This is a genomic window from Streptomyces nigrescens, assembly GCF_027626975.1.
Taxonomy (GTDB): domain Bacteria; phylum Actinomycetota; class Actinomycetes; order Streptomycetales; family Streptomycetaceae; genus Streptomyces; species Streptomyces nigrescens.
Genome location: NZ_CP114203.1, coordinates 4,790,980 through 4,804,785, shown reverse-complemented (window position 1 = coordinate 4,804,785; position 13,806 = coordinate 4,790,980). Strand labels below are relative to the sequence as shown.

At 67.5% G+C, this 13,806-nt stretch carries 14 protein-coding genes and 1 pseudogene; 9 read left to right on the top strand and 6 right to left on the bottom strand.

Annotation, left to right across the window (positions count from 1 at the left end; all coding sequences use genetic code 11):
* Positions 1–739 precede the first annotated feature (739 nt).
* Positions 740–2,662 carry a chromosomal replication initiator protein DnaA gene (gene dnaA, locus STRNI_RS21465; RefSeq protein ID WP_078518755.1) on the bottom strand — a complete coding sequence of 641 codons (1,923 nt, stop codon included), beginning with the start codon at positions 2,660–2,662 and terminating at the stop codon, positions 740–742.
* Between the two features lie 377 nt (positions 2,663–3,039).
* Between dnaA and rpmH the strand changes: the two genes are divergently transcribed.
* The 9 genes and pseudogenes from rpmH (at position 3,040) to STRNI_RS21420 (ending at position 9,891) form a co-directional block, all read left to right on the top strand.
* Entirely contained in the window at positions 3,040–3,177 is a 138-nt protein-coding gene (gene rpmH / locus STRNI_RS21460; protein WP_003949374.1) for a 50S ribosomal protein L34, read from the top strand.
* Between the two features lie 21 nt (positions 3,178–3,198).
* A pseudogene (gene rnpA, locus STRNI_RS21455) lies at positions 3,199–3,567 on the top strand (ribonuclease P protein component); the annotation flags it as partial.
* An 86-nt stretch (positions 3,568–3,653) separates the two neighbouring features.
* Positions 3,654–3,971 carry a membrane protein insertion efficiency factor YidD gene (gene yidD, locus STRNI_RS21450; protein ID WP_006604423.1) on the top strand — a complete coding sequence of 106 codons (318 nt, stop codon included), beginning with the start codon at positions 3,654–3,656 and terminating at the stop codon, positions 3,969–3,971.
* A 3-nt stretch (positions 3,972–3,974) separates the two neighbouring features.
* Positions 3,975–5,114: a membrane protein insertase YidC gene (yidC, locus tag STRNI_RS21445; protein WP_018092095.1), complete on the top strand. Its 1,140-nt coding sequence runs from the start codon at positions 3,975–3,977 to the stop codon at positions 5,112–5,114.
* Positions 5,115–5,128: 14 nt separating this feature from the next.
* Positions 5,129–5,635 (top strand): Jag family protein, encoded by a 507-nt coding sequence (locus STRNI_RS21440; protein WP_018092096.1) that lies wholly within the window; start codon positions 5,129–5,131, stop codon positions 5,633–5,635.
* 136 nt (positions 5,636–5,771) lie between these two features.
* A complete protein-coding gene (gene rsmG, locus STRNI_RS21435; protein WP_026170062.1) occupies positions 5,772–6,497 on the top strand; it encodes a 16S rRNA (guanine(527)-N(7))-methyltransferase RsmG in 726 nt (241 codons plus the stop codon).
* 305 nt (positions 6,498–6,802) lie between these two features.
* Positions 6,803–7,873 carry an AAA family ATPase gene (locus tag STRNI_RS21430; RefSeq protein ID WP_078518757.1) on the top strand — a complete coding sequence of 357 codons (1,071 nt, stop codon included), beginning with the start codon at positions 6,803–6,805 and terminating at the stop codon, positions 7,871–7,873.
* Complete coding sequence (locus STRNI_RS21425; protein WP_266438588.1) at positions 7,870–8,967, top strand: ParB/RepB/Spo0J family partition protein; 1,098 nt, start codon at positions 7,870–7,872, stop codon at positions 8,965–8,967. The genes STRNI_RS21430 and STRNI_RS21425 overlap by 4 nt, the downstream gene beginning before the upstream one ends.
* A gap of 306 nt (positions 8,968–9,273) precedes the next feature.
* Positions 9,274–9,891: a GNAT family N-acetyltransferase gene (locus tag STRNI_RS21420; protein WP_018092100.1), complete on the top strand. Its 618-nt coding sequence runs from the start codon at positions 9,274–9,276 to the stop codon at positions 9,889–9,891.
* Between the two features lie 83 nt (positions 9,892–9,974).
* On the opposite strand, the gene trxA is transcribed toward STRNI_RS21420, so the two are convergent.
* The 5 genes from trxA to STRNI_RS21395 all read right to left on the bottom strand — a co-directional run bounded on the left by trxA (position 9,975) and on the right by STRNI_RS21395 (position 13,765).
* Positions 9,975–10,301 carry a thioredoxin gene (trxA, locus tag STRNI_RS21415; protein ID WP_018092101.1) on the bottom strand — a complete coding sequence of 109 codons (327 nt, stop codon included), beginning with the start codon at positions 10,299–10,301 and terminating at the stop codon, positions 9,975–9,977.
* A 46-nt stretch (positions 10,302–10,347) separates the two neighbouring features.
* Positions 10,348–11,322 carry a thioredoxin-disulfide reductase gene (trxB, locus tag STRNI_RS21410; RefSeq protein ID WP_018092102.1) on the bottom strand — a complete coding sequence of 325 codons (975 nt, stop codon included), beginning with the start codon at positions 11,320–11,322 and terminating at the stop codon, positions 10,348–10,350.
* 114 nt (positions 11,323–11,436) lie between these two features.
* Positions 11,437–12,384, bottom strand: coding sequence for a zf-HC2 domain-containing protein (locus STRNI_RS21405; protein ID WP_159487384.1), 948 nt, complete (start codon positions 12,382–12,384; stop codon positions 11,437–11,439).
* Positions 12,381–13,064, bottom strand: coding sequence for an RNA polymerase sigma factor SigM (sigM, locus tag STRNI_RS21400; RefSeq protein WP_078518762.1), 684 nt, complete (start codon positions 13,062–13,064; stop codon positions 12,381–12,383). Before sigM ends, STRNI_RS21405 begins: the two co-directional genes overlap by 4 nt.
* A 395-nt stretch (positions 13,065–13,459) precedes the next feature.
* Positions 13,460–13,765, bottom strand: a complete 306-nt coding sequence (locus STRNI_RS21395) for a hypothetical protein (RefSeq protein WP_277411824.1) — start codon at positions 13,763–13,765, stop codon at positions 13,460–13,462.
* Between the last annotated feature and the right edge of the window lie 41 nt (positions 13,766–13,806).

Genomic DNA, 13,806 nt, shown 5'->3' with positions numbered 1-13,806 from the left:
GTGGATAAGCGGGCGGTTCTGTGGACCGCCGGAAGTTCTGCACACCCGATGCACAGGGGACAGGTACTTCTCCCCAGTGCCATCCCCAGCTTTACCCACGTTCCCCACAGCCCAACCGACCACCTTGGTGTGACCGCTTTCACTCGGCCCGGTGAGGGCGGGTGTCGTGTTGCCGAACAGTGGACAGCGGTGTGGAGAAGCCGGTGATTGCTGGGGACAACGGCGGCTTGCCTGTGGGCGGGCGGTGGACAAGATGGCGGGCCTCCTGTGGACGAATCCACTGTCCACACCCTGTGGAAGAAGGTTGGCCACAAATCCACACGCGGCTGACCTCCCCCGATGCCCCGTCAGTACACCGGCCTGTGGATCCCACAGGGATAACTTTCCCCTCCCCAAGGTGTGGACGGAAGATTCTTGCCCAATCTGTGGAGAGAGGCCGTGTCCCGCCCTGGAATCGAACAGAGCGGACGCGTTCCACAGGTTTGGGACGACGGCGGGACGTCTCGGAGCGGGGGGCAGAGGGGCTCGGGACGGGTTCGGGAGAGGCGCTCAACGGGATCGGACGCCCTCGGCAGGCGCGCGCAGGACGCCGCACAGGGAAGCGGAAGGAAGAGGAAGGAAGAAGGGGAAGCGGGGAGGGGCGGTGCGGCCGGGGCGCCCGCCGAACGGCGGTCCCCGTACGGCGAAGGGCGCTCCGGGAGCGGTTCCCGGAGCGCCCTGGGCGTCCTGTGGGCCGGCCTCAGCCGTTCTTGATGCGGTTGGTGAGCTCGGTGACCTGGTTGTAGATCGAACGTCGCTCGGCCATCAGCGCGCGGATCTTGCGGTCGGCGTGCATCACGGTCGTATGGTCCCGGCCGCCGAACTGCGCACCGATCTTCGGCAGTGAGAGATCGGTCAGCTCGCGGCACAGATACATGGCGATCTGGCGGGCGGTCACCAGCACCCGGCTGCGCGAGGAGCCGCACAGATCGTCGATGGTCAGCCCGAAGTAGTCCGCGGTCGAGGCCATGATCGCGGTCGCGGTGATCTCCGGTGCGGCATCCTCGCCGCCGGGGATCAGATCCTTGAGCACGATCTCGGTCAGCCCCAGGTCCACCGGCTGCCGGTTGAGCGAGGCGAACGCCGTGACCCGGATCAGCGCGCCCTCCAGCTCACGGATGTTGCGCGAGATCCGGGACGCGATGAACTCCAGGACCTCCGGCGGCGCGTTCAGCTGCTCCTGCACCGCCTTCTTGCGCAGGATCGCGATCCGGGTCTCCAGCTCGGGCGGCTGGACGTCGGTGATCAGGCCCCACTCGAAGCGGTTGCGCAGCCGGTCCTCCAGGGTGACCAGCTGCTTGGGCGGCCGGTCACTGGAGAGCACGATCTGCTTGTTCGCGTTGTGCAGCGTATTGAAGGTGTGGAAGAACTCCTCCTGCGTCGACTCCTTGCTCGCCAGGAACTGGATGTCGTCGACCAGCAGGATGTCCATGTCGCGGTAGCGCTTGCGGAACGCGTCCGCCTTGCCGTCGCGGATGGAGTTGATGAACTCGTTGGTGAACTCCTCCGAGCTCACATACCGCACCCGGGTGCCTGGATACAGGCTGCGCGCGTAGTGCCCGATCGCATGCAGCAGGTGGGTCTTGCCCAGACCGGACTCCCCGTAGATGAACAGCGGGTTGTACGCCTTGGCCGGCGCCTCGGCGACGGCCACCGCGGCGGCGTGGGCAAAGCGGTTCGAGGCACCGATGACGAAGGTGTCGAAGAGGTATTTCGGGTTCAGCCGCGCGGTCGGCTCACCGGGGCCGGTCGCCGGCGCGGGCTGCGCGGCGAGCGGGCTGGGCGCACCGCTGGGCGCGGGAAGCACGGCGCCGGGGCCGGAGCCGGGAGTGCCCGAGCGGCCGTTGTGCCCGCCGGGCTGGTGCTCGGAGAGGTCGCGGCGCGGCTGGTCGTAAGGGGAGCGCGGACCGTCGGAGTGCTGCGGCGGCCCGTTGCGGTCGGGCGCCTGCGCACGGTAGTCGCTCTGCCGCTGCTGATGCTGTGAGACGTGGGACGACGGGGAGGCGTACGGGTCGCGCTCGGGGAAGCCGCCGAGGTGCTGCTGCTGCCAGCCGTAGTCGTCGCGCGGCCCGGGGCCGCCGCCCATCTGCGGCCAGCCGCCGGGCTCGTGCCGGGGCTGCTGGTAGTCCGGATAGGCGGGCCGGACGCCGGGCAGGTCGTCGCCCTGGTGTCCGTAGCCCTGCCGGCTGTCGTGCCGGGAATCGTGCCGGGCGTCGTAGCCGTCGTACGCATCGTGTTGCTGCTGTGACTGATGCGTCTGCTGGTGGTGCGGGGGGTGCTGCTGAGATGACTGGTGCTGGGACGACTGGTGCTGAGGCGCGGGCGGCGCGGACTGCGCCGGGGGCTCCTCGGCGGAGTCGTCAACGGTGATCGCGATCCGGATCGGGCGGCCGCACTCATGGCTGAGGGCCTCCCCGATCAGCGGTGCCAGCCGGCCTTCGAGCACACCCTTGGCGAATTCATTGGGGACAGCGAGCAACGCGGTGTCGGCGACCAGCGCCAGCGGCTGGGTGCGCTTGAGCCAGTCCTGGTCCTTGGGCTTGAGGCCGTCGGCCTCCGCGCGAAGGAGATGGTCGAGCACGCGCGGCCACACTGCGGCAAGATCGGCAGGTACATCAGCCACAGGGCACGCTCTCTCACAGTCCCACGAATGTGTGATTCTCAGGACGGGCGGGAAGGAATCGAAGTTCAGCCACGGTAGTCAGGGCGGGCCTGGGGATTCAAGTTGTTGTCCACAGGCTGTGCATAGTGTGTCCTGACAAGGGGCCGGCGGGCGATGCCGAGGAGCCGGTTTGACCGGATGGCGTAGCCGCGCGTACCGTGACCAGGTCGAGTTGTCGATGGCTGCTGCCGCCTGCCTCCGATGGGCAAAGATCACGCTCGAGTGATCGTGTAGCGGTGCACTTAGGCGTTGCGAGCTACTCGTGGGCGCACGGTGACAGCCAGTCGACGCCCCACATCTGTCTCTCCTGAGACAACAAGCATTCCTGGAGCCCCCGAGTGAGCAAGCGCACCTTCCAGCCGAACAACCGCCGTCGCGCGAAGACCCATGGCTTCCGTCTGCGCATGCGGACCCGTGCCGGCCGCGCGATTCTCGCGTCCCGCCGTGGCAAGGGTCGCGCCCGCCTGTCGGCCTGAGCAGCAACCTAGGTCCATGACGTGCTGCCTACCGAGTATCGGCTGAGGCGGCGCGAGGACTTTGCGACCGCGGTACGCCGGGGACGCAGGGCCGGGCGCCCGCTCCTTGTCGTTCATTTTCGTAGCGGTGCAACGGACCCGCACGGGTCGGGGGAAAGCGTTCCCCCGGCACGTGCGGGTTTCGTCGTGAGCAAGGCAGTTGGCATCGCTGTCGTCCGCAACAAGGTCAAGCGCAGGCTGCGCCATCTCATGCGCGACCGGCTGGACCGGCTGCCCACCGGTAGCCTGGTTGTCGTACGGGCCCTGCCCGGTGCGGGTGATGCGGATCACGGTCAGCTGGCCCGCGACCTGGATGCCGCCCTCGAGCGGCTGCTGGGAGGGGTGCCGAGAGGCTGCAATCCCCCGGGGACCGCGACCGACGGCGGCTGCGCCCCGGGCCCCCGGAACCCCGGACGGGACCCGGGAGGGAGCGCACAGTGAAGTACCCGCTGCTGCTTTTGATCAAGATCTACCAGTGGACCATCAGCCCCTTGCTGGGGCCGGTCTGCAAGTACTACCCGTCGTGCTCGCACTATGGCTACACGGCCATCGACCGGCATGGCGCGGTGAAAGGAACTGCGCTGACAGCCTGGCGCATCCTGCGGTGCAATCCGTGGTCGCTCGGTGGCGTCGACCACGTCCCTCCCCGGAAGCGTCCGGTTTGGCATCAGCGGCTGAGGAGCCGCCTGGGCGGGCCCACCGTCCCTGAGCCTGTCGCCCAGCCCGAGACTCAGCCCAACGCCCAAGGAGCCTGATTCGTGGACACGATCCTCAGTCCCCTCTATATCGCTGTTTCCTGGATCATCGTCCAGTTCCACTCGTTCTACAGCCTCATCTTTGACAAGGACAGTGGCGCGGCGTGGGGTCTGTCCATCGTCTCGCTGGTGGTGCTGATCCGTATCTGCCTGATCCCGCTCTTCGTGAAGCAGATCAAGTCGACGCGGAACATGCAGGCGCTCCAGCCGAAGATGAAGGCGATCCAGGAGCGCTACAAGAGCGACAAGCAGCGCCAGTCCGAAGAGATGATGAAGCTCTACAAGGAGACGGGCACCAACCCGCTCTCGAGCTGTCTCCCGATTCTGGCCCAGTCGCCGTTCTTCATCTCGCTGTACCAGGTCCTGAACCACATCGCCCAGAACAAGGTGGTCGGCGTCATCGACCAGCCGCTTCTGGAGAGTGCGCAGAAGGCCCACATCTTCGGTGCGCCGCTGGCGGCGAAGTTCATGGACAGCGCGGAGAAGATCCAGAGCCTGGGTGCTTCCGTGGTCGACGTCCGCGTGGTCACGGTCATCATGATCGTCCTGATGTCGGCGTCGCAGTTCTACACGCAGCGTCAGCTGATGACCAAGAACGTCGACCTCACGGTGAAGACGCCGTTCATGCAGCAGCAGAAGATGCTGATGTACGTCTTCCCCATCATGTTCGCCGTCTTCGGCATCAACTTCCCCGTCGGTGTCCTCGTCTACTGGCTGACCACCAACGTGTGGACCATGGGCCAGCAGATGTTCATCATCCGTCGTAACCCGACCCCGGGCAGCAAGGCCTTCGAGGAGCGCCAGGAGCGGCTGCGGGCCGCGGGCAAGCTCGTCGAGGACCCGGCCGAGATCGCCGCGAAGCAGGCCGTCGAAGAGGCACGCCAGAACCGCCAGCAGCCCAAGCGCCAGACGAAGAGCAAGCGGCAGACCGGCGGCGCCGCGGCCGGCGGTGCGCAGGCCCGTACGCGTGCCGGATCGGCATCGGGTGGCTCGGGCTCCGGTCAGGGTGCTGCGAAGAAGCCGTCGCTGGAGAAGAAGGACGCGCAGGAGGACAAGGGGAAGGGCGGCGCTTCCGGGTCCCGCACCACCAAGTCCGGACAGCGCAAGGGCCAGCCGCGCCCCAAGCACCCGACCAAGAAGTAAGAAGGAGTCCTTTCGTGACGGACACGACCCCTGCCACCAAGGGCACCGACACCCTGACCCGCCTGGAGCAGGAAGGCGAGATCGCGGCCGACTACCTCGAGGGTCTGCTGGACATCGCCGACCTCGACGGTGACATCGACATGGATGTCGAGGCCGACCGCGCCGCGGTGTCGATCATCAGCGACTCGACCAGCCGTGACCTGCAGAAGCTGGTGGGTCGCGAGGGTGAGGTGCTGGAGGCTCTGCAGGAGCTGACCCGGCTGGCCGTTCACCGTGAAACCGGTGACCGCAGCCGTCTGATGCTGGACATCGCCGGCTTCCGGGCGCGTAAGCGTGAGGAGCTCTCGGAGATCGGCGCGAAGGCGGCGGAGGAGGCCAAGGGCACCGGCGAGCCGGTGAAGCTCGACCCGATGACGCCGTTCGAGCGCAAGGTCGTCCACGACGCGGTGGCGGCGGCCGGGCTCCGGAGCGAGTCCGAGGGCGAGGAGCCGCAGCGTCGAGTGGTTGTCCTCCCGGCCTGACCGCTCAGCGCTCCCGTTTTTTCTTTGGCCCCGTCTGCTCGCAGGCGGGGCCAAAAGTTGTCAGCGTTCTGTGTTATCCCGGGGGCGTAACCCGGGTCCCCGGCAGAAAAAGCAGTCCAGAAGAAGGGCGGTTCCCGTGACGGAGGAAGCAGCAGAGCTCCCTCCTGCGCCGAAGGCGGCGGAGGAGGTATTCGGTGAGCGCTTTCCGGAAGCCGTGCGGTACGGCGAACTGCTCGCCGACGCCGGGGTGAAGCGTGGGCTCATCGGCCCGCGTGAGGTGCCGCGGCTGTGGGAGCGGCATCTGCTGAACTGCGCCGTGCTCTCCGAGGTGGTGCCCGAGGGCGTCTCGGTCTGCGACGTGGGCTCGGGGGCCGGGCTGCCCGGTATCCCGCTGGCCCTGGTGCGCCCGGATCTGAAGATCACGCTGCTGGAGCCGCTGCTGCGGCGTACGAACTTCCTTCAGGAGGTCGTCGAGCTGCTCGGGCTGGACCATGTCACGGTCGTGCGCGGGCGGGCCGAAGAGGTCATGGGCAAGCTCCCCCAGGTGCATGTGGTGACGGCGCGTGCCGTCGCCCCCCTCGACCGGCTGGCCGGCTGGGGTGTGCCGCTGTTGCGTCCCTACGGCGAGATGCTGGCGCTCAAGGGCGATGCGGCGGAGGAGGAGCTCAAGGGGGCCCGGGCGGCGCTGAGCAAGCTCGGTGTGGTGGAGACCTCGGTGGTGCACGTGGGCGAGGGCATTGTGGATCCGCCGTCGACCGTGGTGCGGGTCGAGGTGGGCGAGAGCCCCGGCGGTGTGCGCTTTGCGGCCAAGCGGGCGAAGGCGGCGCGCGTGAGTCGTGCGTCGAGGGGGCGCCGTCGCTGATGCCCGATGCCGGCGCGATGGAGGCCGGCGTTGAGGTGAGGGCATTCCGTTCCGCGAAGATGAGGAACGGGTGAATTCCGTAAATGCCATCAAAACGACACAAGACGGAGTGTCGCGGCTGATTCAGGCGCGACGCTGGCATCGTGTTTCACGTGAAACGTCGTTCTCTGCTGCAAGGGATCATCGACCGTGGTCGTGCGGCCGCCGTGCCGCGCGACCGTAGACCCACAAGGGTCAGCGAAGTATCCACAGAAGTGGATTCGTCCACAGGAGAACGGACCTCACTGGTTCACGACACCGAAAGCATGGCAGGCTCTGAACATTGCGAGCCTGATGTCGAGGAGAGTGAATCCTTGCGGTCCGACGCCAACATCGCGGGACCGATGACCGATCCGGTCCCCGGTCCCCGTAGCGAGTCGTTCGGGGACGACGTTTCACGTGAAACGCCGCCCCCGATGGACGACACCCCGATCGGTCGTGCAGCTCAGCTGGCGGTGGAGGCACTTGGCCGCGCGGGTGAGGGGCTGCCCCGGCCTGAACAGACGCGGGTCATGGTGGTTGCCAACCAGAAGGGCGGGGTCGGAAAGACCACGACCACGGTGAACCTGGCGGCCTCCTTGGCCCTGCACGGTGCCCGGGTTCTGGTGATCGACCTCGATCCCCAGGGCAATGCCTCCACGGCGCTGGGGATCGACCATCACTCCGAAGTGCCCTCCATCTATGACGTGCTGGTGGACAGCAAGCCTCTCTCCGACGTGGTGCAGCCGGTCGTGGATGTGGAGGGCCTGTTCTGTGCGCCCGCCACGATCGATCTGGCCGGTGCGGAGATCGAGCTGGTCTCGCTGGTGGCACGTGAGAGCCGGCTGGACCGCGCCATCAAGGCGTACGAACAGCCGCTGGACTACATCTTCATCGACTGCCCGCCCTCCCTCGGCCTGCTCACGGTCAACGCCCTGGTGGCCGGCGCCGAGGTGCTGATCCCGATTCAGTGCGAGTACTACGCACTGGAGGGACTGGGGCAGCTGCTGCGGAACGTCGATCTGGTGCGGGGGCATCTCAACCCCAAGCTCCATGTCTCGACGATCCTGCTCACCATGTACGACGGGCGCACCCGGCTGGCGTCCCAGGTCGCCGATGAGGTGCGCAGCCACTTCGGCCATGAGGTGCTCCGTACGAGCATCCCCCGCTCGGTGCGCATCTCCGAGGCACCCAGCTATGGGCAGACGGTGCTCACCTATGACCCGGGATCCAGCGGTTCGCTTTCTTACCTCGAAGCGGCCCGGGAGATCGCATTGCGTGGGGTCCCGCAGACCGGGGGTCAGGGCCTCAGCGTCAACTATGAAGCACAGCACAGCATCTCGGAGGGGACTCAGTGAGTGAACGACGTAGAGGCCTGGGCCGTGGGCTCGGTGCGCTGATCCCCGCGGCACCGCAGAGCACGGATCATGCCGGGGCCGCGGGGCAGGGGGCGACGTCACCGTCGTCCGCACCGGTCCTCGCTCCGGAGCGTGGAGTGGCGGCTGCCAAGGTAACCTCGCTGCCGGCGCACGGTGTTTCACGTGAAACGGAAGCACCGGCCGGGGCCGAGGCATCGTCGGCGGGCGTCTCGGAGGTGTCCGGTGCGCACTTCGCCGAGGTGCCGCTGGACGCGATCAAGCCGAACCCGCGGCAGCCGCGGGAGGTCTTCGACGAGGACGCTCTTGCCGAGCTGGTCACCTCCATCAAGGAGGTGGGCCTGCTCCAGCCGGTGGTGGTCCGTCAGACGGGACCGGGGCGGTATGAGCTCATCATGGGTGAGCGCCGCTGGCGGGCATGCCGTGAGGCCGGGCTGGAGAAGATTCCCGCGATCGTGCGGGCCACGGACGATGAGAAGCTGCTGCTCGATGCGCTTCTGGAGAACCTCCACCGGGCGCAGCTCAACCCGCTGGAAGAGGCAGCCGCCTATGACCAGTTGCTGAAGGACTTCAAGTGCACGCATGACGAGCTGGCCGACCGGATCGGGCGTTCGCGCCCGCAGGTCTCCAACACGCTGCGGCTGCTGAAGCTCTCGCCGTCGGTGCAGAAGCGGCTTGCCGCGGGTGTGCTCTCCGCGGGGCACGCCCGTGCGCTGCTCTCCGTGGAGGACTCGGAAGAGCAGGACCACCTTGCGCGCCGCATCGTGGCGGAGGGGCTCTCGGTCCGTTCCGTCGAGGAGATCGTGACGCTCATGGGGTCGGCCCCCAAGGGCGCGAGCAAGAGCAACGGGCCCCGCGCGGGTGCCCGGGTGTCTCCCGCGCTCACGGGCCTCGCCTCCCGGCTGTCCGACCGCTTCGAGACCCGGGTGAAGGTCGACCTGGGACAGAAGAAGGGAAAGATCGTCGTTGAGTTCGCCTCGATGGACGATCTGGAGCGCATTCTCGGCACGCTTGCCCCGGGTGAGGGGCGTGTCCTGGGCCAGACGCTGGCCGAGGAGAACAACGAAGAGGAGTGAGCTGAGGCTCTCGGCTCCTGGGCGGGCCGTGTTCCGGAGCCCATACCGGAACACGGCCCGCCCTTTGCACTCATGCGGTACCCGTGCCCGTAAAGGGTGGATACGATGCGTTCGGGTATGGCACGCATCCATGTGGACATCTCACACCGAGGAGAGGGCCATGCGATCGGTGAGCCGCACCGGACTGTTGGCAGCGGGGTTCGGTCTCGCAGCCATCGGAGGGTTCGTTGGTGGTCTGCTCAGAGAGCAGGTGGCGCTGACGGCGCTTCGGGGTGTGGCAGGCGAGGAAAGCGAGGACCTGGGTTCATGGGCCGTCGGCTCGTACCGCTCACGCTGGACAACCTTCCGGACCTCCCCAAGCGCTGCCGCTCCTGTGTCTTCTGGGAGCTCGACCCCGTCAGTGGCGAGGCCGCGGTAAAGACGGGTCGCCCTGAGCTGGAGAAGGAAGCCTGGATCTCGGCAGTACTGCTGGAGTGGGGGTCCTGTGGGCGGGTGGTCTATGTCGATGAGGTGCCGGTCGGGTTCGTGATGTACGCCCCGCCGGCCTATGTGCCGCGCTCCACGGCCTTTCCCACCAGTCCTGTCTCGCCGGATGCGGTGCAGCTGCTGACGGCCTGGCTGATCCCCGGCTACCAAGGCCAGGGGCTGGGGCGGGTGATGGTCCAGACGGTCGCCAAGGACCTCATCCAGCGTGGCTTCAAAGCCATCGAGGCCTTCGGGGATGCCCGGTGGAGTGAGCCGGCCTGCGTGCTGCCCGCCGATCATCTGCTTGCAGTGGGCTTCAAGACCGTGCGTCCCCACCCCCGCTTTCCTCGGCTGCGCCTTGAGCTGCGCACCACGATCTCGTGGAAGGAAGACGTGGAGCTCGCACTCGACCGCTTGCTGGGAGCCGTCCAGAAGGAGCCCGCACTGCGGCCGCTGTAGAGCCGACGGTTTCCCGTGAAACAGAGAACGGGCCCGCTCCCTCAGGGGGCGGGCCCGTTTCCCGTGAAACGTGGCGGTGTGACTCAGCCGAGGAAGTCCGCCAGGTCGCGCTCGATCGCGGCCTTCGGCTTGGCGCCGACGATGGTCTTCACGACCTCGCCGCCCTGGTAGACGTTCATGGTCGGGATCGACATGACGCCGTACTTGGCGGTGGTGGCCGGGTTCTCGTCGGTGTTCAGCTTGGCGATGACGATCCCGTCGTTCTCGGCGGCAATCGCTTCCAGCGACGGGGCGACCTGGCGGCACGGGCCGCACCAGGTGGCCCAGAAGTCCACGAGAACGGGCTTGTCGCTCTTGAGGACGACCTCTTCAAAGTTGTCGTCCGTGACGGTCACCGTGGCGCCGGCCATGGGATTCTCCTTACTGGGTGGGTGGTGGGAAAGCTGGGTGCGCGGTTCAGGCGGAGGGAGTCTTCTCCGGCTCGGCCGTCGACTCGCCGTCCGACAGCGACGCGAGGAAACGCTCGGCGTCGAGGGCGGCGGAGCAGCCCGTGCCTGCCGCGGTGATGGCCTGACGGTAGGTGTGGTCGACGACATCGCCGGCCGCGAAGACGCCGCTCAGGTTGGTACGCGTGCTGGGCGCGTCGACCTTGAGGTAGCCGTCGTCGTCGAGCTTCAGCTGGCCCTTGAACAGCTCGGTCCGCGGGTCGTGGCCGATCGCGATGAAGAGGCCGGTGACGGGGAGCTCGGAGGTCTCGCCCGTCTTGAGGTTGCGCAGCGTCAGACCCGAGAGCTTGCTCTCACCGTGGATCTCGGCGACCTCGCTGTCCCACACAAACTTGATCTTCGGGTCGGCGAACGCACGCTCCTGCATGGCCTTGCTGGCCCGCAGGGTGTCACGGCGGTGGACGACCGTGACCGACTTGGCGAAGCGGGAGAGGAAAGTGGCCTCCTCCATCGCGGTGTCGCCCCCGCCGATGACGGCGATGTCCTGGTCCTTGAAGAAGAACCCGTCGCAGGTGGCGCACCACGAGACGCCGCGACCGGACAGCTCGTCCTCACGGGGCAGGCCGAGCTTGCGGTGCTGGGAGCCGGTGCTGACGATCACGGTCTTCGCCCGGTGCACATTTCCAGCGGTGTCGGTGACGGTCTTGATCTCTTCGGAGAGATCGACCGCGACAATGTCGTCCGGCACGAGCTCGGCACCAAAGCGCTCCGCCTGGGCACGCATGTTGTCCATGAGGTCCGGCCCCATGATGCCGTCGCGGAAACCGGGGAAGTTCTCCACGTCGGTGGTGTTCATCAGCGCGCCTCCGGCGGTGACGGCACCTTCGAAGACCAGCGGCTTCAGGGACGCGCGGGCGGTGTAGAGCGCTGCGGTGTAGCCCGCGGGCCCGGAGCCGATGATGATCACGTTGCGGACGTCGCTCACGGGTGTCTTCCTTGTCTCTGCCGACTGCTTGCTGGGGCTCTCGGTTCTCTCACCCCACCCAACGGATCCTACGGGGCGAGCATTCCCGGAGTGTCACAGCGCACTTCTCGTCGCTCAGTCTCGCTGGAACGAGTGCGACAGCAGGACCTTCCCGGGAGCCGGTGGTGTGGCGGAGACACAGGAGGAAGCGATGACATACGCAGAGACGCGCTGGGGATCGGCCGGATCCGGCAGCACCACGAGGTAGGCGTCCTGGCCCTGGTAGCGGGTGTGGCGGGTCGCCAGCGGACTCTCCGGACGTGCGATGCCATGGCGGACGCAGGACGGGATGGTGTCGGCGTTGCCGCGCAGCGGGGTGTCGGGAGTGCTCCGGGTGCTGATGTCCGGGGATTTGTGCGAGCCCTTGGACGCCAGCAGATCGTGGACATGGGATTCCAGGCTGGCAGCGGTCAGGGCGCCGGTACCGCCGGTGGTCTTCTCGGGGGTGGCGGTGGCTCGGTCCTGATTGCTCGCCTGGGTGCCGTCGAGGGCGGCGTTCTGGATGAGAAGGCCGCCGAAGCTGAGGACTGCCGCGGCCGCCGCGGTGCCGAGCAGAATCCGCGGCCACCGCCGCGCACGGGACGCCCGGCCCCCCGGCGTCTGGCGTCCCGGTCCGGAGGAGCCCCGGGGGCGTCCGGCGGGCCGGGCGGACGGTGTTCCTCGGCGGTGAGCCTCATCGTCGGTTTCACGTGAAACCACGACGGGGACGGTGGCTGTTTCACGTGAAACAGCCACCGTGGCGACGGGAGTGGTGGCGTCCAGCAGCGCTTCGGCGGCGAGGGCGGCATCGATGCGGCCGGCGACATCGGCCGGCATCCGCAGCGGTCCGGGGAGCGTGCCGAGCAGCGACCGGATTTCCTCCAGGGACGCATAGACGTCGTCGCACAGGGGGCAGGTGGCGAGATGGTCGCGCAGTTCCGCGGTGCGCGAGGGGGAAAGCAGCCCGTCCGTGAGTTCGGAGATCTCGGAGACCTCCGGGTGCTCACCTGTGGGGTGCTCACCCGTGCCGGTCGTCGACGTCACGCTCGCCCACCTCCGCCCTTCACGGCACCTGTGTCCTTCGGCCCTGCCGTCGGTGGGACGGATGTCCCCTGCGCCCGGTTCCTTCCCCCGCTCGCGGGTTTGCTATCCCCGTTGTCGGCGCGCAGATGGGTGACCAAGGGGAGGAGCCGAGCCCGGCCTCGTGCACAGCGGCTTTTCACCGTTCCGGTCGGGATGTCGAGGATGGCTGCGGCCTCCGCGACGGGGTACCCCTGCATATCGACGAGGACGAGCGCGGCACGCTGTTCCTCGGGAAGGGTGCGCAGGGCGCTGAGCAGCTCCCGGTGCAGATCCTGACGCTCGGCGGGTGCGGCGGCGGATTCCTCGGGCTCGAGCAGCTGCTCCAGCCGCTCGGTCTCGGCGACAGGCGAGGTGCGTCGTGAGGCTGTCTTGCGGGCTCGGTCCAGACAGGCATTGACCGTGATGCGGTGCAGCCATGTCGTCACCGCGGACTGACCGCGGAAGGTGTGCGCCGCTCGGTAGGCGGAGACCAAGGCGTCCTGCACGGCATCGGCGGCCTCTTCGCGATCCCCGAGGGTGCGCAGTGCCACCGCCCAGAGACGGTCGCGGTGCCGCCGGACGATCTCCCCGAACGCCTCGGGGTCACCTGCGACATGGCGAGCGATGAGGTCTTGATCACTAGAGTCCTCTAGCAGACCCACCCATACCCCCTCACCTAGCGCCGACTCCTGGGAATCTTGCCCCCTGTGGGACATCGGCGTAAAGATCGCCAAGCTGCTGCTACCTGACGTAAGCGTCTCCTGACGTGCAGCAACAGTGCGTCACTGTTCATCGTAGGCAGGTGTGTGGAGAACCACTAGGGAGCTCATCGACGGGTAGACGAGTGACCTTCTTGCCCGAGAACGCAAAAGGATGCGTTGCTGCTTTCACTTCTCAGGGAAGTGCTGCTCAGGTGTCGCTTCGACCTTGAGGGTGGGCTGCCCGGCGACGGGCGTGATCACTGGGCCGGGCCGAGTTGCGCCGGGAAAAGGCCAAGTCGTCCGAAAGAGGCACGATGGCCTGCTGATTCGTCAGCAGGCCATCGTGCCTTGTGGGGCTAGCTGCGCCCCTGGGTGTCCTGGGCGACGATGAAGTACCTGCCGCAGTTGCCGCCGAACCTCCACGTTCCGCGGCCGGTCCACGCGCCGTAAATCGTCTTTCCGTTGCTGCAGTCGGTAACGGCACGAGCCTGACCGCTCTTGACGGTGCAGCTCGCGCTCCACGTGGCGACCGTCTGCTTCCAGTTGCGACAGCTGTAGTTGCCGCCGGCAGCGGACGCAGGGGTGGCGGTGGCGATCCCGCCGACGAGAATCAAAGTGGCCACAGATGCCGTTGCGGCCTGGCGCCACCCGGTGTGCTTCAACAAAGTCTCCCCCTGATGCCCTGTCGGGCGAATGTTGGTCG